Origin of the sequence: Cobetia sp. UIB-001, assembly GCF_044789135.1 — a bacterium.
Lineage (GTDB): Bacteria > Pseudomonadota > Gammaproteobacteria > Pseudomonadales > Halomonadaceae > Cobetia > Cobetia amphilecti.
In genome coordinates this window covers 1,483,333-1,501,555 of sequence record NZ_CP058244.1, presented here as the reverse complement: position 1 = coordinate 1,501,555, position 18,223 = coordinate 1,483,333, and the positions used below count along the sequence as shown (strand labels likewise).

General features: G+C 57.4%; 16 protein-coding genes. 9 read left to right on the top strand and 7 right to left on the bottom strand.

What is annotated here, in order from left to right; genetic code table 11:
• Positions 1–600: 600 nt before the first annotated feature.
• From HA399_RS06350 to HA399_RS06340, 3 genes are all read left to right on the top strand, one after another.
• Complete coding sequence (locus HA399_RS06350) at positions 601–1,590, top strand: DUF1852 domain-containing protein (RefSeq protein ID WP_153635466.1); 990 nt, start codon at positions 601–603, stop codon at positions 1,588–1,590.
• A gap of 97 nt (positions 1,591–1,687) precedes the next feature.
• On the top strand, positions 1,688–2,722 hold the full coding sequence (locus HA399_RS06345; protein ID WP_107335139.1) for a methionine synthase: 1,035 nt from the start codon (positions 1,688–1,690) through the stop codon (positions 2,720–2,722).
• 272 nt (positions 2,723–2,994) lie between these two features.
• Entirely contained in the window at positions 2,995–3,519 is a 525-nt protein-coding gene (locus HA399_RS06340; RefSeq protein WP_404326473.1) for a flavin reductase family protein, read from the top strand.
• A gap of 528 nt (positions 3,520–4,047) precedes the next feature.
• Here the strand turns inward: HA399_RS06340 and HA399_RS06335 are convergent.
• The 6 genes from HA399_RS06335 to HA399_RS06310 form a co-directional block, all read right to left on the bottom strand.
• On the bottom strand, positions 4,048–8,085 hold the full coding sequence (locus tag HA399_RS06335; RefSeq protein ID WP_404326472.1) for a hypothetical protein: 4,038 nt from the start codon (positions 8,083–8,085) through the stop codon (positions 4,048–4,050).
• Positions 8,086–8,100: 15 nt separating this feature from the next.
• Complete coding sequence (locus HA399_RS06330) at positions 8,101–8,508, bottom strand: DUF6375 family protein (protein WP_404326471.1); 408 nt, start codon at positions 8,506–8,508, stop codon at positions 8,101–8,103.
• Between the two features lie 21 nt (positions 8,509–8,529).
• A complete protein-coding gene (locus tag HA399_RS06325; protein WP_404326470.1) occupies positions 8,530–9,318 on the bottom strand; it encodes a radical SAM protein in 789 nt (262 codons plus the stop codon).
• A gap of 186 nt (positions 9,319–9,504) precedes the next feature.
• Complete coding sequence (locus tag HA399_RS06320; RefSeq protein ID WP_404326468.1) at positions 9,505–9,930, bottom strand: hypothetical protein; 426 nt, start codon at positions 9,928–9,930, stop codon at positions 9,505–9,507.
• A gap of 73 nt (positions 9,931–10,003) precedes the next feature.
• On the bottom strand, positions 10,004–10,303 hold the full coding sequence (locus HA399_RS06315; RefSeq protein WP_404326466.1) for a hypothetical protein: 300 nt from the start codon (positions 10,301–10,303) through the stop codon (positions 10,004–10,006).
• Positions 10,304–10,354: 51 nt separating this feature from the next.
• Positions 10,355–10,717, bottom strand: coding sequence for a nucleotide pyrophosphohydrolase (locus HA399_RS06310; protein ID WP_404326464.1), 363 nt, complete (start codon positions 10,715–10,717; stop codon positions 10,355–10,357).
• A 553-nt stretch (positions 10,718–11,270) separates the two neighbouring features.
• Between HA399_RS06310 and HA399_RS06305 the strand changes: the two genes are divergently transcribed.
• Genes HA399_RS06305 through HA399_RS06295 form a run of 3 tightly spaced genes read left to right on the top strand, consistent with a single transcriptional unit; the run spans position 11,271 to position 14,229 of the window.
• Entirely contained in the window at positions 11,271–12,257 is a 987-nt protein-coding gene (locus HA399_RS06305) for a Bug family tripartite tricarboxylate transporter substrate binding protein (protein ID WP_404326463.1), read from the top strand.
• Positions 12,254–12,706 carry a tripartite tricarboxylate transporter TctB family protein gene (locus HA399_RS06300; RefSeq protein WP_404326462.1) on the top strand — a complete coding sequence of 151 codons (453 nt, stop codon included), beginning with the start codon at positions 12,254–12,256 and terminating at the stop codon, positions 12,704–12,706. The genes HA399_RS06305 and HA399_RS06300 overlap by 4 nt, the downstream gene beginning before the upstream one ends.
• A complete protein-coding gene (locus HA399_RS06295) occupies positions 12,706–14,229 on the top strand; it encodes a tripartite tricarboxylate transporter permease (protein ID WP_404326460.1) in 1,524 nt (507 codons plus the stop codon). The genes HA399_RS06300 and HA399_RS06295 overlap by 1 nt, the downstream gene beginning before the upstream one ends.
• A gap of 122 nt (positions 14,230–14,351) precedes the next feature.
• Here the strand turns inward: HA399_RS06295 and HA399_RS06290 are convergent, their stop codons facing one another.
• Complete coding sequence (locus HA399_RS06290) at positions 14,352–15,014, bottom strand: IclR family transcriptional regulator (protein WP_404326459.1); 663 nt, start codon at positions 15,012–15,014, stop codon at positions 14,352–14,354.
• A 117-nt stretch (positions 15,015–15,131) separates the two neighbouring features.
• Here HA399_RS06290 and HA399_RS06285 point away from each other — a divergent pair, with 117 nt between their 5' ends.
• The 3 genes from HA399_RS06285 to HA399_RS06275 are packed head-to-tail and all read left to right on the top strand — an operon-like array spanning position 15,132 to position 18,206.
• Positions 15,132–16,307 carry a CaiB/BaiF CoA transferase family protein gene (locus tag HA399_RS06285; RefSeq protein ID WP_404326458.1) on the top strand — a complete coding sequence of 392 codons (1,176 nt, stop codon included), beginning with the start codon at positions 15,132–15,134 and terminating at the stop codon, positions 16,305–16,307.
• A complete protein-coding gene (locus HA399_RS06280) occupies positions 16,304–17,149 on the top strand; it encodes a citryl-CoA lyase (protein WP_404326457.1) in 846 nt (281 codons plus the stop codon). Before HA399_RS06285 ends, HA399_RS06280 begins: the two co-directional genes overlap by 4 nt.
• A 52-nt stretch (positions 17,150–17,201) precedes the next feature.
• Positions 17,202–18,206: a TAXI family TRAP transporter solute-binding subunit gene (locus tag HA399_RS06275; protein ID WP_404326455.1), complete on the top strand. Its 1,005-nt coding sequence runs from the start codon at positions 17,202–17,204 to the stop codon at positions 18,204–18,206.
• Positions 18,207–18,223: the final 17 nt, after the last annotated feature.

The window sequence follows — 18,223 nt, the reverse complement described above, 5'->3', positions numbered from 1 at the left end:
GTTGATCACATCAGATATCGCAGCTATCCGCCAAGACCTAGGTATTACCCTATGCATATCGACCGAGAGCGATGATTCTTGAGGCATATTTTCATAATACAGGCACTCGTTTCACTTCTTGTCATAAGAATTAGCTTGAATTACTGATACGACAATCCTGGTCGCAGCTTGGATTCCTTCGCCGTGCAGCATCTTTGCAGGGCGTACGACCCAATCGCTCCGGTGCACGACGCATCAACGTCTCAGCGGCTCACGTTGCGCGCTAGCTGAGCCCGCCTATCCCCGCTCGTTTCGCCGGCTTTCACAGCGGCCAACATGACGCCCGCCACCATCATGAATCTCTCTCAACTTGAACATTAAAAAATCCAGTTTGTCTCATGAAGCCAGGCACTAGATACTCACCTCCATCAGATCGTTGATGAAGACTTCCCATGACGCTGCACTTCACAGCCAGCACACGGAACGTGATGGCGAGCAGCGTGCCTCTCCCGGCATGGATGCGTTCTCACAGAGAGCAACCCGCTCACGAGACGCCTGAAAGATCACGGGAAGATGTCGACGACACAGTGAATTTTCTCTCTCAGGATCAGGGTGAACGCCATGAGCAACGAATTCGGTTTCAGCATCAACAGTCTGCGCTTCGACGAGAACTACGTTCCGGCGGAAAACACCCGCCTGACCACCAACTTCGCCAACCTGGCGCGTGGTGAGAGCCGTCAGCAGAACCTGCGCAGCACGCTGAACATGATCAACAACCGATTCAATGCGCTGGCCAACTGGGACAACCCCAAGGGCGACCGTTACTCCGTCGAGCTGGACATCATCTCCGTCGAGCTGAATCTCGATGCCGCGCGTTCTGACAATGCCCTGCCGATCATCGAGATCCTGCAGACCACCATCGTCGACCATCAGACGAATCAGCGTATTGACGGCGTGACCGGCAACAACTTCTCGTCCTACGTGCGCGATTATGACTTCAGCGTGCGCCTGCTGGAGCACAACAAGGGCAAGGACTCCTTCAGCGTGCCGGAGCAATTCGGCGAGCTGCACGGCAATCTGTTCCAGGCCTTCGTGGGTTCTGCTGCCTACAAGGAATGTTTCAAGAAGCCGCCGATCATCTGCATCAGCGTCTCGACCACCAAGACCTATCAGCAGACCGAGAACGTGCACCCGATCCTCGGGGTGGAATATCGCCAGGACGACGATTCCCTGACCGATGCGTACTTCAGCAAGATGGGCCTGAAGGTGCGCTACTTCATGCCGCCGGGCAGCGTTGCGCCGCTGGCCTTCTACCACACCGGCGACCTGCTCAACGATTACAGCAATCTGGAACTGATCAGCACCATCAGCACCATGGACACCTTCCAGAAGATCTATCGTCCCGAGGTCTACAACGCCAATTCCGTGGCCGGAAAATCCTATCAGGCGAGCCTGAAGCAGCAGGACCATTCACTGACGCGCATCGTGTACGACCGCGAAGAGCGCAGCCAGCTCGCCATCGAGCAAGGCAAGTTCGTGGAAGAGAGCTTCATCAAGCCTTACCAGAGTCTGCTCGAGCAGTGGTCCGCCAACTGGTCCGCCAACCGATAACTCCATCATCGGTCAGCTCACCAATCCGCAAACAGCGCGCGCTGATCGACGAACGACATTCGCTATCTGAACCATTCCAAGGACAAGGTTATTCATCATGACGAGATTACTCCCGACCTCCACCGCTGGCAGCCTGCCGAAACCTTCCTGGCTCGCCGAACCGGAGGTCCTCTGGTCCCCCTGGAAGCTCGAAGGTGAGGCACTGGTCGCGGGCAAGCAGGATGCCCTGCGCGTCTCCCTGCAGGAGCAGCAGCACGCCGGGATCGATATCGTCAGCGATGGCGAGCAATCGCGTCAGCACTTCGTCACCACCTTCATCGAACACCTGAATGGCGTGGATTTCGAGAAGCGCGAAACCGTCAAGATCCGTGATCGTTACGAGGCCAGCGTGCCGTCCGTGGTCGGCCCGGTCTCCCGCCAGAAGCCGGTGTTTGTCGAAGATGCCAAGTTCCTGCGCTCGCAGACTGATCAACCGATCAAGTGGGCGCTGCCTGGCCCGATGACCATGGTCGACACCCTCTTCGATGGCCATTACAAGAGCCGCGAGAAGCTGGCCTGGGAATTCGCCAAGATCCTCAACGAGGAAGCCAAGGAACTTGAAGCGGCAGGCGTCGACATCATCCAGTTCGATGAACCGGCCTTCAACGTGTTCTTCGATGAAGTGAATGAATGGGGCATCGCCACGCTGGAGCGTGCGATCGAAGGCCTCAAGTGCGAGACCGCCATCCATATCTGTTACGGCTACGGCATCAAGGCCAACACCGACTGGAAGAACACCCTGGGCTCCGAATGGCGTCAGTACGAAGAAGCCTTCCCCAAGCTTCAGCAATCCAACATCGATATCGTCTCGCTGGAATGCCACAACTCCCATGTGCCGATGGAGCTGATCGAGCTGATCCGTGGCAAGAAGGTGATGGTCGGTGCCATCGATGTCGCCAACAACACCATCGAGACGCCGGAAGAGGTCGCCGAGACCCTGCGCAAGGCGCTGCAGTTCGTGGATGCCGACAAGCTCTATCCCTGCACCAACTGCGGCATGGCCCCGCTCTCCCGTGAAGTGGCCCGCGGCAAGCTGCAGGCACTCAGCGCTGGCGCCGCCATTGTGCGCAAGGAACTCGAAGCACAGCGCTGATCGCTTGGCCGAGACAGAGCGCGGGCTAGGGCACAGCACTGACAGATAGCGTCCAGCTAGTTCCAAACCGAGTTGGCCCGACGATAGTGCTCGAAAGTGAAAGCAGCAGCGGCTGATACCGCCGCAAACAAAAATGGCCATCGTGAAGGATTCACGACGGCCATTTTTTCATCACTCACATCCTTGTCACTCAAGCCCCAGTCTCGCGCTATCGCTGCAGCCCCTCCCCCACGGCTGATCATTACCACCTCCCCACTTTTGCAGGACCTGCCATGCCACTCTCCAATACCGACACCAAAGCTGACACCATCATCGACCCCGCCAGTTTCCGTGAAGCCCTCGGCCACTTCGCCTCCGGCATCACGATCATCACTACCCAGGTCGACGACGAACCGATCGGCTTCACCTGCCAGTCGTTCTACAGCGTCTCGATGAACCCGCCGCTGGTCTCCTTCAGCGTCAAGGCTAGCTCCTTCAGCTACCCGAAGATCCGCCAGGCAGAGCGCTTTGCCGTCAACATCCTCTCCAGTGAGCAAAGCCATGTCTCCAACCAGTTCGCCATGCGTGGCGCGGACAAATGGCAAGGCATCGACTGGCAGCTCTCTCCCCTCGGCAACCCCGTGATCAATGACAGCCTGCACTGGCTCGACTGCAAAATTCACGCTGAGCATCCTGCAGGTGATCACCTGATCGTGATCGGGGAAGTGAAGGGACTGAATCTGGATGTTGCGGGGACGGCGCGGCCACTGCTGTATTTCAAGGGGAAGTATGGGGGCTTGGCTGGAGGAGAAAAGTAAGACTGGAAGATATTGGCTGGCTGAAATCTTCAGGATCAGACCAGGGGGTTATGAGTTCGTTTTTAAAACAATAATCCACTGACATAAAAGGGGAAGCAACCGTAATCGAGCGAAAGGTGCAGTTCTTTGGAATCAGTGGGTTAGCGAAAGTTGAAGAGAGCATCCGAAGCTGGTGTGTGTACCAGAGGTGTACCGTTTTAGAGCTCTCTCCCCACTTTCGAATAGCATACCTCTGAGAGGGCGTAAAACTGCTTCTCTCAAAGGCATGCTGACCGCTTGTGCTACACACTCAAGTCCGATGTGGTTAGAGGGCTGGCACCGGCGATATTAACTTACTGCATTCTCTGGTCGTACCAGAAAATGGTTCGCCGGATAGCTGACATTCTAGGCGCTGATTTTAACGTGCCTCGACCTAGTCAGGCCGTCGAACCGAGCATCCATACTGAATATTGAATCCGCTGCCAGTTCCACGCACTGCATAAACGCCTACTGCGCCCAAGAATGGCGACTCCTCCTCCCTGATTTAGCCTACGATTGAGTGCTCGAAGCGGGCTGATAGACGTGAGTACGCTTGTGAATATGCTGGTGGTTCTCATAGTACTCGTACAGGTTGCGTGCCTCGGCTGACCGGTAATGAAAGCCACGCTCTCCCCACATGAGCCAGACCAATGCCTTTCCGGTCTGGCTCAAGTAACTATCAAGAAGGTCACGACGCAGATAGCTTAAAGAGCCGCTGATCTGTGAGCCATACTCTCCGACTTCTCGATAAAGAGATGCCACACCTGAAGCATCGTATAAGTCCCATCGGTTGGAGTGGTACCTGAGACTCAAAGCCTCACAAAGCAGTTTAGAAGGCAGACTCACACCGCTGCTCTGGTTCAACGCACTGTGGTAGCTCTCCCAGCTGTACTTCTGCACTGGGATGTCGACCGCGACACCATTGTTTGTCCACCTATTAGCGGACACCATTTGTTCGTCGTGGTCGCCCTCTTGCTCATCAGAAACAGGGAGTCCAGGAATCGAGGCGAAAGGCATCTCACCCGCATAAGTGTAGTAGTAGCTTGGCTCATCGGGGATGGCGGAATTTCCGGGGTATTCAAGACCACTGAACAACGTGCACAAGCGGTCGACGTCTTCGCTGTCAACGAGTACACTTCGGAGGAAGGTGAAGACCTGGCGGTCATCAGCGGGAGCGTTGTGTTTGAGGAACCCGTCAAGTAATACCCACGACCCATCCAAGCCATCCATCTCCGCAATTTCGAGGATGTCGCGATAGTCTGGTTGCGTACCGTTCACTATCCAGTCACCAGTACCCGTAGGCTGATTGGTGAACAAGTCTGGTAGTTGCAAATCGATGTTTGCGGCCTCGAGTGGAAACGTCGGATCGATGTCCGCATCTGAGGGGCGAGCGCTGTGCCACTCGGCAAGGAGACCCTGCGCGTAACGGAACCCCCACATCTCGAAGTAAGCGATCCAACCGTATTTTTTCCCGTATCGGTCGACCTTGTGCTTATCACCTCCAATACGTGGGCCGGAGTTCATTTGGCGATCGACAGCTTCGAACTGCTCGGGGTCATAGCCAAGCACCAGCATTCGCGAAACGATTGCCAGCAGCACCCGCTGGTACTCTGGGTTACTGTCGTCGTAGTTCGATCGATCTGGAACCAATGTTCCAATCGTGTAGTTGCCAAAGTCCATTCGAATCGCCGCACGCTTCGCAGCCTCGATCACTGCCGGGTCATAGTGCCGCATGTTCTGAAACGGGTTAGCTAGATGACTAAATGGTGGAAGAAGGTGCGCAGCCTCGTCCTCAGACAAGCAAGACGGATCAACCATCCTTGCGATGGCGATGAGTCCCAGACAATACTGCTGGTACAGGGCATGCCAAGTAGGATGCGTCGCGCCAGGCGCGAACATCGCTTGATAAATTTCACGAGCAACTCTTGGCAATACCTCACGCATCTCCACAGCATTAATATCCGACCAGGTGGTCAGCGCCGCACCATAGGCCGCGGCGAACATCCGTTCGGGGACGTATGTGTCTGAAACGGCAATTGCATTTACTGCCAGCCGGAAAAACTCCGTGGGCCGCTTGATGGAAAATTCGTACAGAGTTTTTGTGGCCACGTCGCGTAGATGTCTGGACGTAGACGTCAGCGTCCACATCACCCAGCGCGCGCGCCGAATTTCTCGCTCGTCGAGGGCACCCGACTTCCATCTGGCCGTTAGGAATTTGCAGTCGTCTTCAATTTCCTCAGACTTCTCGCGAACCCACTCTGACCAGAAAAGATCACGCTGCGTATTGGGCATCGCTGAGAGCACGCCGTGCAAGAAGTCCATGTCAAATGGATGCGCTCGTGCTGCCCTGGTACTCCGAAGTCTCCCGAATGCAATCTGTGCGAACCGTTTCGACTCTTGCATTGCACGCGCGAACCGTTCTACCGTTTCCCTCCCTATGTGCCTTGGGTCTGATTGGGCCGTCAACAACAGAGCGTTCATGACGAGCTTCTCGTCCGACAAGTCTTGCCAAAGCTGACGCCTGCCAAAGCGTTGGGGATACAGGCCAACCAGAGCCCTGAACACGTCAAAGGCGAAGGTATGCGACCCAGGTTCACGGAATTGGAACTGCGCACGTCCTTCATCGCTTTGCAGCCACTGCGCCAAGGCCGGCCTGCTCAGCAGGTGGCGCGCCATCATATATCCGGCCATCAAATCGTATGAAAATGAAAGTCCTTGGCCGCCGTCTTCAGAAATTGTTCGAACGAGGACACCTTCGGACTCAAGCGCGCGAATGACACTGACATCCCATCGGCCCACGTCTCCAACTGCCTCCCGTGCAGCCTGGAACTCCACGCTTCTCGCGTTGCGCTCCCAAAGAAGACCCGCGATCGTCAGTAGCGCATCTTGCACCTCCTCCTGATAGATACGATGCGTTGCCGGAGAAAGCTCGGCAACTCGTGCTGCGACCTTGTCGAAGTGCGCTTCAAACAGGCTTGTAAGCGAACTGGGCAGCACTTCCACCCCGACAAGGTGCTGGCGCTGAGGGTTCGCCACCTCGCAGAAGATTCTCAGCGTCAACGGGTGCTGCAAGAACTCGATTGGCAAATCCGCATCGGTCGCGTCGATCTTGTAGAACTCAAAGTACTTGTCGATGGCCGTCTGCGGATCTTCCTGGAACCCGTTGTGTTCAAGTTGAGGGAATTCCTCCGGCAGGCACATCTGCGCGAACTCATTGCGTAGCGTGACAACCAGCAAGACGTACGGAAAGTCCTTCAGTAGCTCTTCCGCTCGCGCGAGCTCATCCTTCCAGTTTCTCGGGTCTTCTGCCTCATTTAGGCCGTCAATAACAATGGGGAGGCGCCTGCCCGCCCGCTGCCCCGCTGCATCTACGGCCTCGACCAGCCGGTCGAAGCTCTCCGCCGGCCTACCAGAAATCTTGAAGGCAGACACAAGATCGTCAAGTCCTTGGCCTGCATGAAGATTTTTACCCAGCAGCAAGACACCACCGGGGAGGTCTCCGTCCGGCTGCGTCATCCTGACAGCAAGCTCGGATTTTCCTTCGCCTGCAGCTGCAAGCACAGCCACGGTTCGAACGCCGACCGACTGATCCAGACTGCGCAGCGCCGACGATGCTGCGTGAATGTCCGCAACCAAATTCGCGGCTAACAGTGCTCCACCTGAACGCGCACCACGCAGCTTGGAGAGCATCCTGTCGTAGCGCACCGGCTGCGACGGATTCGCTGCTAATATTTGTTGCTGTACAGCGTCGAAGTCACCCTTGCCGAGCGCCGCATGTAGGCTATCAAGCAGGTCAGCCAACCCAGTAGCTCGAGCCAGGAGCGAGTCAACTTCCGCCTTGAGTTCGGTTTGGAGTTGCGACGTGAGCGCAGCAATGGACGTGCAATTTGTCTTGAGGGCGCTTGAGAGCTTATCTAGTGAGTCCCACGCACCCTGGCCGCCCAGATACCTGTGCATCTTTTCCTCTGCCCCAACGACCACATGAACTTCCGGCTGGTATCTGCGGTTGAATGGAGCCTTAGCGAGACTGTACTGCTCAGCAAGTAGTGCCGGCGTGAGGACGAGCTCACCGAAGTAAGTTTCTCTAAGCAGCGCACCCGGCCCAACCAATAGGTCTTCGATATCCTCTGCCGTCAGCAACTCCAACTTCAACTCAGGGAAACGCTCTTTCTCAAGAGCGAAGAACCACTTTTGGTCCCCCTTCGTCAGAGTGTGGTGTGTCCAAAGCTTCCAATCGGTCACATCTGGCAAATGCCTGCGAGTTTTCTCTATACCGTCAATGATCTTGCTGCGACGCGTGGCTCCCAGATTTTCTCCATTCGCCAGCGCATACCATTTGCATTGCCAGCCAATCCAGCGTGGCGGCGCTCCGAGATTACAAGACTCGGTCAACTCAAGGTGGAACTCCACGCCAGGCTGATTCGCAAGTTGCTTGAAACGACCGAAGCGACCGTAATGGCGGCGAACCAGAGAGCGACAAAGCTTCTCGAAGTTTTCATCCGCTGCACCGGGCAATTCGCTGAATACATTCCAATTTGCTTCAGGCATCGGCGCTTTCCCCTGTCAGTCGGTATCGGTGGAGTCGGATGGGTAGTCGTGCGCTGAGAATATTTCGACCTTCGCCCCAGCCTCGATGAAGATCTTCACGAACGCGGATACGTCAGCCTCGTCAGTCGTTACAGTGATTCGGCTATCTTCACGGTCGAGGTGGTGGTCTGATACCAGCTGTCCGGGCTCACTTGGTCCTAAGGTATGGAGGCTCAGGCTCCGCAGCAACGAGAGCATGTCATCTGAAAATCTTTGATTCTCTGGGTCAGCAAATGGGATGGAGTGGCTTTCGTCCTCCCAAGCCTGAGCGCTGAGCGTGTCAATGTCCTTCTCTACCTTCTCTGCATCTTGAGCCCGCTTGAACTTCCCGATTAGAACTAGATTCATCGAGTGCTCAGATCCGTATCCATTCCAAATCTTCATGACTGCATCTCTCGTTAGATCTCAAGTATTTCTGATTTGCTTAAGCGCCGATAGGACGCCTGCGTCTCCAATCTTCGCGCCACTGGGCGAGTATGAACTCGCACGAACCACTCCAGATGCGTCTATGTGTGCGTAGGACTGGAGACCTCGCTCATCAGGAAGTGGATCGCACGTAGGCAGTCCTGACGCCCCCACCTCACTGACCGCAAGGCGAACCTTGCCTCTGTAGCTAGAGACCCAATCCTGAAGAGCTCGGCCGACCACTCCATCCATGCTTGCTACCGTGGTGGTTGCTTGTTGAGGAAGCAACAGCAATTCACTAGCTCCAACCTTTTGCGCGAGCTCGCTTATCGCGTCAAGTTCAGAAACTGTGCGCTTGTTTACCACAACGTTGATCCCAAAGGGCGACAAGGTCGCAATCGATTCAATGCCTCGGAGCAAGCTGGCAAACTGCTTCCCGCGCTGTTCTTCATAGGTGCGACCTAACCCGTCAACGCTAATGCGTGTGAAATGGATCGAGCCCTTGAGGCGCTCGACCAACTGTGGCGTCAGGCGATGACCATGAGTCGTGAATGTGACCGCGAGCTGAGTCTCTCCCGCAGCTCGTTTGCATATGTCGACGAAGTCAGGGTGCAGCGTGGGTTCGCCGCCACCAAATCCGATGCCTAGGCACCCCTCAGCATCCAGTTCTTTCAACCAGCCGAGCACTTGGTCAGTATGCAGCGACGCTTTGTGCTTCGGCGCGTAGCAGTACGCGCAGTGAAGGTCGCAAACATTGGTGAGTGCAATGGATACCTGGCGGGGGGACATCGACCAAACCGACTCTTCCGGGCACAACTCGTCTAGCAGGATATTCAGACCTGAATGTCGATCGAAAAGATGCACCCCGTTTGCGCTAATTCTTGACTTCATAAGGCATTGTTACCGAGAGCAGTTTTACCTTGAATTTATCTTCTAACACATTGAGCCTATCGAGGCAGACGTTGGTGCTCGTCGCTAAGCGCCTATCTGCAGCCGGCCCAAAACCTGTTCCAACTGCTCCAGAGACCGACGATGCTTGTCAGACCCCATCTTCTGGATGTTAGCGAGCTTCCAGCGCACGGCAGGCAACCGTTCAACGCTCGACAGCGGGCATAGCGCCCAATCAGGCGTATCCTGCTTGAAGGACGGAAGAAAGCGAACATCATCGTCCGTCATCAACTGGCCCAGCCGCGTCAGAAGTTCGTGCCATACGTCCTCGAGCTGCTGCAACGGGATATCGGCCCTGGCCATCCCGACAAACTCCTCTCGGTAGACGTCACCCAACGGCTTCAACCTCGGGTTGATCACTTCGTTCAAGGGCCTAGGGTGCCCCAGCAGATAGATCAGAAAGCCTTCGAATACACTAGGATCCAGACCGCCTTGGTTCAGCAGCAGCTTCACATCGAAAAGGTACCGGGGGTGCTGACGATCCAGCGCGGCGCAGATCTTGCCGCCATATTTGTTATGAAACCTATCACTGCTCTAGAAGATTTGACACTCCTTCCAAGCCTATAACCCTATGGTCCTCAATAATAAACCCAAGATTACCTAAGCCTATCTCGAGATGTCTTTTCTTTAGAACCTCACTCAACGTTATATTATCAAGACCAAATGGATGATACGGATGCTCAGGCTTTCGAAGCATTACCTGAACAGCTTGGGCCGCTCTTGGATATCCGCCTGACTTGACTATTTGCGTATGTATTAAGATAGCAGCTCTTTTCCTTCTATCCTTAACATCAATAAGGCTGTCGTCATCGATTAATTCAACCATAAATCACTCTATTTTTAATTTCGCGACATTAATTGAAAATTTAACTTGCTCTCACCTATCGCTCATAAAGTTCGTGTACTTTTTCGCCCTACCCTTCACTTGATCGATGGGATATTTCTCCGCATTCTTCTCCATCTTCGCCCGGCATGCCGCTTCAATATCCACGTCCAGCTTGCCCGCCAGTCGAACCAGATAAAGCTGAACATCGGCAATTTCATCACGGACGGCGGCCAGTTGCTTCTCATCAAGCGCTTGAGACTGAGCCTCGGTCAGCCACTGGAAGCACTCCTGTAGTTCAGCTGCCTCCACCGTCAGTGCCATGGCCAGGTTCTTGGGCGAGTGGAACTGGTCCCAGTCACGTTCGGCGGAGAACTCTTCCATCGCATCGTGAAGCTGCTTGAACGGGTCTGTCATATCAAACTCACCTGATAATTGGGTATTGGATAGCGAGTAGCATGAAGGTTCTGCCACTCGCTATCCAGCTAGCATCGCCATAGATAGAGCGCCAACTGCATCCCACTCGCTTACAGTACGGAGAGGAATTCGCCAACGACCTTCAGGTCCTCGAGCTCGTCCTCGAGCACGATGTCCTTGTAGCCAAAAGCATTGGTCTGGGAGGGGGTGAGCACGATCCGCTGGTTCACGAAGGCTCCGAACTCCTCAATATTTCCGCTCTGATACAGATTCACTATGCCACTACACTTGCCCTACCCACTTGGCCGCGTACGTCACCACGTGACCGGCCCGAATCACGAAGTTGTCGCCGATGACGACTTAGTCGAACTCGAGCACCCGGCAGGTTTGGATACAACCAACCTGCTCTTATCTAGGGCACAGCTCCAAACAGCACACACCACTTTTAGTCGTATTTTTGCAGTGCCATCTTGACGATTGTCAATCACGCACTTACGTTTCCTTAGGCGCAACATGTTCTAACAAGAGAAACTCAATCGCTTGAGGTATCACCATGACAACATCTCGACGCCTCCTTATCGCTGCATCCCTCGCTGCTGCCAGCTTCACCCAAGCCCAAGCTTTCGAACCGGAGGGCAAGGTGGAGTGCCTGGCACCTGCCGATCCTGGCGGTGGCTGGGACTTCACTTGCCGGAGTGTCGGCAAGGTGATGGAAGACCTGGATCTGGTGCCGCGCAGCGTACAAACCGTCAACATGGCGGGGGCTAGCGGCGGCGTGGCCTATGCTCACATAGTCAGCAAGCGTGAGGGGGACGACCAACTGCTGGTTGCCGCCTCTACCGCCACGACCACCCGCCTGGCTCAGGGGCAGTTCCGGGGTCTCGATGCCGAGATGGTCAACTGGATCGGTGCCTTGGGGGCGGACTACGGCATCATCGCGGTGGCCGACGACGCGCCTTACCAGACCTTGCAGGATGTGGTGGATGCTCTGCAGAACGATCCTCAGGCCGTCACGTTCGCTGGTGGCAGCTCGAAGGGGGGCTGGGACCATCTCAAGGTGTTGATGATGGCCCAGGAAGCCGGCATCTCGGATCTGCCACATATCAAGTACCTCTCCTATACAGGAGGCGGTGAGGCAATGACCCAGGTGGTTGGTGGCCACGTCAATGCATTCACCGGCGACATCTCCGAGGCTCATGGCTTCTTGGAATCAGGTGACCTGCGAGTCCTGGCAGTACTGTCCGACGAGCGCCTGCCGGGCGAGTTCAACGACATTCCTACCGCCAAGGAACAGGGCATTGATGTGGTTGGCCCCAACTGGCGCGGCTTCTACATGCCTGCTGGCATCTCCGGCGAGGCTGAACAGTACTGGATTGACGCTATGGACAGCCTCTACGCGAGTGAGGAATGGAAAACTGTCATGCGGCAAAACGGTTTGATGCCGTTCCACATGACAGCCGGCGAGTTCGAGACCTTCGTCAAGGAACAGATTGACGATATTGAGACCCTCTCCAAGGATATCGGGCTGATTCAGCAATGACCTTCAACGACCGCATCTTCGGGGTACTGTTGATCGCCCTGGCCGTCGCGTACGGCTGGGCCGCTACCCAGTTTCCCGAGCCGTTCGGTGGGGCTGAGGCCGTCGGCCCCGAGACTTTCCCGCACTTGCTGGCCGTGGTGCTGGCGTTGTCCAGCCTCTACCTAATCGTGCGCCCCGACCCGGATAACGCCTGGCCCTGGAGCCGCACCGGTGTCGAGCTGCTGATCGCTGCGGCGGTGTTGATCGTCTACACCGCGCTGCTGCAGCCGCTGGGCTTCATCCTCAGCACCCTACTGGCGGTGGGCACGCTGTGCTGTCGGATGGGAGCCACCCCGGTCAAGGCCTATGTCACCGGCGGCGTCGCAGGCGTGGTGGTGTTCTTGGTCTTCAACTTCGCCCTCGACCTGGCGCTGCCACTGGGGCTGCTGTCCTTCCTGGAGGTGAGCTGATGGAAACCCTGGGTTACCTAATCGATGGTTTTGGCGTGGCGCTCGCCCCGCACAACCTCATGTTTGCCCTGCTCGGCGCCTTCCTCGGCACCCTGATCGGGGCCCTGCCTGGGCTCGGGCCATCCAATGGCGTAGCGATCCTGATCCCGCTGGCCTTCACCTTAGGGCTCGCGCCGGAGACTGCCCTGATCATGCTCACCGCGGTTTACGCAGGTGCGATGTACGGCGGGCGCATTTCCTCGATCTTGCTCAACATACCCGGCGACGAGCCGGCGATGATGACCTGCCTCGACGGCTACCCCATGGCCAAGAAAGGCAAGGCCGCCGAAGCGCTGGCGATCTCGGCCGTGGCATCCTTCATGGGCAGCCTGATCGCCACCGTGGGGCTCATCCTGGTGGCGCCGATCCTCGCCGACTTCGCGCTCTCCTTCGGTCCGGCCGAGTACTTCGCGCTGTTCCTGCTGGCCTTCGCCACCCTCGGCGGAATCACCGGCAAGAACCCCATGAAGACCGTGGTGGCCGCCTGCCTGGGCCTGATGATTTCCACGATGGGCATCGACAACACCGGCGTGCAGCGCTACACCTTCGGCGTGCTAGAACTCTACGAAGGGGTCGACTTCATCATCGCCATCGTTGGCCTGTTCGCCATCTCCGAGCTGCTGTTCTTCATCGAGGAGAAGGCCGGCGGCGGCAAGGAAAAGATGACCGTCAACAAGCTGTCGCTCACGTGGGCCGACATCCGCGGCATCCTGCCGTCGAGCATCCGCGGCGGCATCTTGGGCTTCATCGCCGGGGTACTGCCGGGTGCCGGGGCTTCCCTGGGCAGCTTTATCGGCTACACCCTCGAGAAGAAGGTGGTCGGCAAGAAGGGCTACTTCGGTGAGGGCGATCCGCGCGGCGTGGCTGGCCCTGAGGCCGGCAACAACGGTGCCTCCTCCGGCGCGCTGGTGCCGATGCTGACCCTTGGCGTGCCGGGCAGCGGCACTACTGCGGTGCTGCTGGCGTTGCTGATCTCGCTGAATATCACCCCCGGGCCGCTAATGTTCACCCAGAACGCCGACATCGTCTGGGGCGTGATCGCCGCGCTGTTGATCGGCAACTTCCTGCTGCTGGTGCTCAACATCCCGCTGGTGGGCATCTTCGTCAAGCTGCTCTCAGTTCCGCCGATGTTCCTGCTGCCGATCGTCACCATGGTGGCCTTCGTCGGCATCTACTCGATCAGCAACTCGGCTTTTGACCTCTACTTCATGGTGGCCTTCGGCATGGCCGGCTATGTGCTGCGCAAGCTGGAGATTCCGCTGGTGCCGATTATTCTCGGCCTGCTGCTGGGGCCGGAGATGGAGAAGAACCTGCGCCACGCTATGGACATCTCCAGCGGTGACTGGACCATCCTATGGGACAGCGGCCTGGCCTTCGGCCTGTGGGTGTTCGCCGGATTAGGACTGATTCTGCCGTACATTATGGGGCCTCTCTTGAGACGTCGGATGGCTTCCGAGGCGAAGACCGTCAGCGAAGGCGATTGATGTTTGATGATATGCGGTAAGGCCCGGTTTAGGAGTTCTATCCTGAGCCGGGCCTTGTTATACCAAGTGGGAGGCAGTATCGAGCTTCCCTACTTGTGTCAGCCACACTCCACAAACCAGCGTTAGAAAGTTACGGGCCCATGCGGAAGGTGTGCCTCTAGCTCTTCTGCCTTCTCTCTCAAAACGTTGCAGTGTTGCTCCAGCGCTTCGGTAAAGCGCTCGCGAGGCCCGGAAAGTGCCAGGGCACCCAAGAGCTCCCCATTAGGACGACGAATAGCGATGGCGGCGGCTGCCACCGAGGGTTCTCGTTCGCCCATCGATACCTGGACGTGACCGGGCTCACCATCCCCTCTTAGCACGCTTGCCGCGGCTCCCCGGTCCAGGGTAAGACGCGCTCCTTGCTCCAGGTGATGGCGGACCTCGTGTCGCCCATTCTCCCTATACAGGCATACCCGTTCATCGCCGTCGCGGATATAGAAAGATGCCGTTTCACTGCTGGCATCACGCAATGCGTCGAGTACTGGGCGTACCAATCCCTCGAGCCGCACACCTTCCCCGGCCAAGGGAGCCAGGCGCGCACATGCGGGACCAATACGGTAGATCCCACGCTCATCCCGAACTACGAATCCAAACACCTCTAGAGACGCCATGAGGCGCAAGATAGTGCTTTTGTAATAACCGGTAGCTTGGGACAGCTCTGTCAGTGAAAACTCACGGCGATGTTCATTGAAGGCTTCCAGCAGAGTGAGTGCTCGCTCTACTGCCTCTACGCGTCGTTGGGCCATGGGTGCCTCCATAGTGTGCGACCAAAGGATGATGTTGCGACAGACGAAACCAGGTTGCAACACTGCAAAGGGCTAACTATTCTCTCTAGGGAAACAGATTCTACTGGAGGCAACAATATGTCAATGCCACTCAAGGGCTACCGGGTTCTCGACCTGACCAATGTCCTAGCGGGGCCATTCTGCTGTCATCAGCTCGCCCACTTGGGCGCAGAGGTGATCAAGGTGGAACGTCCCGGCGGAGGGGATCTGGCCAGGCAGCTGGGAGCTGATGCCGAGCTGAATCGAGAGCATATGGGAGTGTCCTTCCTAGCACAGAACGCGGGCAAGGGGTCCGTCACCCTGGATCTGAAACAGCCTGAGGATCGCGAGAAATTCATTAGTCTAGTCAAGGACGCCGACGTGCTGGTGGAAAACTTCCGCCCTGGTGTGATGGCACGGCTGGGTCTCGAGTTCGACAAGCTCAAGGAGATTAATCCTCGCCTCGTCTACTGTGCCATCTCCGGGTTTGGGCAAGACGGCCCGCTGTCCACCTTTCCCGCCTATGACCAGATCATTCAGGGCATGTCGGGAGTGATGAGCGTGACAGGGGACGCCGAGCATTCACCCTACCGGGTTGGTTACCCGCTGGCCGATACCATTGGTGGGCTGACGGCAGCCATGGCGGTAAATGCCGCCTTGGCAGAGTCCGAACGCCAAGCCAGGTTTATCGATGTCTCGATGCTCGAGTCCGTGCTCGCGACCATGGGGTGGGCGGTCTCCAACTTGCTGATTGCAGGACGCGCTCCGGCACCGATCGGTAATGACAACGTCACCGCCAGTCCTTCGGGGACCTTCCGCACCGGTGATGGCCTGCTCAATATCGCCGCCAACAAGCAGGAACAATTCGAGGCTCTGAGCCGGTTGTTACAGCATCCGGAATGGATTGAGGACCCGCGTTTCGCCGAGCGTCAGGCACGGCTAGAACAACGTCAAGAACTGAAGGATCTGATCGAGGCCGCCCTGAGCGAGAACACCACCGAACACTGGTGGCACGCGCTCGTGGCTGCGGGCGTGCCAGCCGGGCCTGTCTACAGCGTCGAGGAAGCACTCAACCATCCTCAGGTTCGCGACAGGGGGCTGATCGAGCGCTTCGACGAGGCCGGCATTGGCCGCCCTCTTGAGATCGTGAGCGGCGGTTACCGGTTTGATGGCCAGGCCCCTCGCGTACCGACGCCTCCGCCCTTGCTTGGCGCCGACAATGATCGCTGGTTCGGGCCGCGCACCACCAATCACGTTGAGGAGTCAGACGCATGACCCAGGATTCTCTCGATATCCAGGCCGCGGAGTGGTGGCACACCGAGATCATCGATATGAAGCCCGGGGAGATCCGCTATCGCGGCTATCCCATCGAAGCGCTGATCGGCCGCATTGGTTTCGCCGAGATGATCTGGTTGATGACCCGAGGCGAACTGCCGACTCAGGCCCAGTCGACTTTGCTGGAGGCGGCCCTGATGAGCGCAGTGGACCATGGCCCCCAGGCGCCTAGCATCGCCATCGCGCGCATGGCCATGACCTGTGGCAGCAGCCTCAACAACGCGATGGCCTCGGCCGTCAACGTGCTCGACGACGTCCATGGTGGCGCAGGTGAGCAGGCAGTAGAGCTCTATCAGTCTATCGAGGAGCGCCTCTCAGGCGGCATGTCCTTGGTCGAGGCCACAGAAGCGGAGCTGACCGCCTGGCGTGAGCGCCACGGCAAGATCGTGCCTGGTTTCGGGCACCGCTTTCACCCCGTCGACCCGCGAGCACCGCGTCTTTTGCAGTTGATCGATGAGGCGGCCGAACGTCATGAGGTCGATGGTCGCTATGCCGCTATCGCGCGAGAGATCGAACGCCAGCTGGCAGAAGCGAAAGGGAAACCGATCCCGCTGAATATCGATGGGGCCACGGCGGCGATCTATGCCGAACTGGCATTACCCGCACCGCTGGCCAGAGGGCTGTTCTGTCTGTCCCGCTCCGTGGGCATCCTCGCCCACGCCTGGGAGCAGAAGTGTCAGGGAGGACGCAACAAGGGGCCCATGCCCAAGGGATGGCTGTGGCACTACGACGGCCATCCCCCCCGCCGCGTCGACGACGGGACTCCCGAAACGTCAGCTTGAGCTTAGGTCGCTTACAAACATAGCACGCCATCCTCGAAACGGAGATGACATCATGTACAACAAGTCTTTCAAGCATTTGGTCGCCTTCACCGCTATCAGCTCATGTCTGGCCAGTGCCAGCGCCGTTGCCGAAGACCTGGTCGTCAGCGCCACCTCTCAGACCTCTGACGACTTTGCGCTGGCGGTGGCCTGGTCGAACCAACTGGCCGATGCCGAAGGTGACCTGCGTTTGACGGTGGTAGATAACGGTAGCGTCAAGGGGCTTCGGCAACTGGCGGCCTCGCGCGTGGACGTTGCCGTCATTGGCGCCCCTCATTACCTCGATGCGGTAGAGGGAAAGGGCAACTTCAGTGAAGACCCGGAGCGCTATACCAGTGCCTATCAGAACTTCAAGAGCCTGTTCGCCATCAGTACCAGTGCCGGCCAGTACGTGGTGCGCGCGGATGCCGGTATCGAAGGCTTCGAGGATCTGGCAGGCCATAGCCTCGCCATCGGTCGCCCGGGCGGCAATGCTGGGCGTGTTTCCACCGCCTTCCTCGAGGCCTATGACCTGAGTCCTGGGGAGGACGTGGATACCCAGTTCATCGATTACAGTGATGCCTTCAATCAGATGGCCAACAATCGCCTGGACGGTACCTTCGTGTGGGGTGGTCTGCCCCAAGCGGCCATCGACAATGCTTCCCGCACCATGGATCTGCAATTCATCTCACCGGATGAGGCGCACATGGAGGCCTTCCGCGAGCACATCACTGCCGGTGAACACTATCGCCTGAAAACGATCACCGCCGAGGAAATCGAGGAGGCCTATCAGGGGCGTGTCAGTGCGGAGGGTGACATCCACTTCTGGAGCTTCCCCTACATGTTCGTCGTCGATGCCGACATGGATGACGATACCGCCTATGAACTGACCAAATCCCTCTGGGGCAATCTGGACGAGATCAAGAAGACCAGCAGTGCCCTGAACCTGCTGCGCCTGGACGAAGCGGCTTCAGGCTTGACCGCCGATATGCATCCGGGGGCGGCACGCTACTTCCGCGAGATCGGTCTGATCGAATAACACTGGCCCTGGGGCCA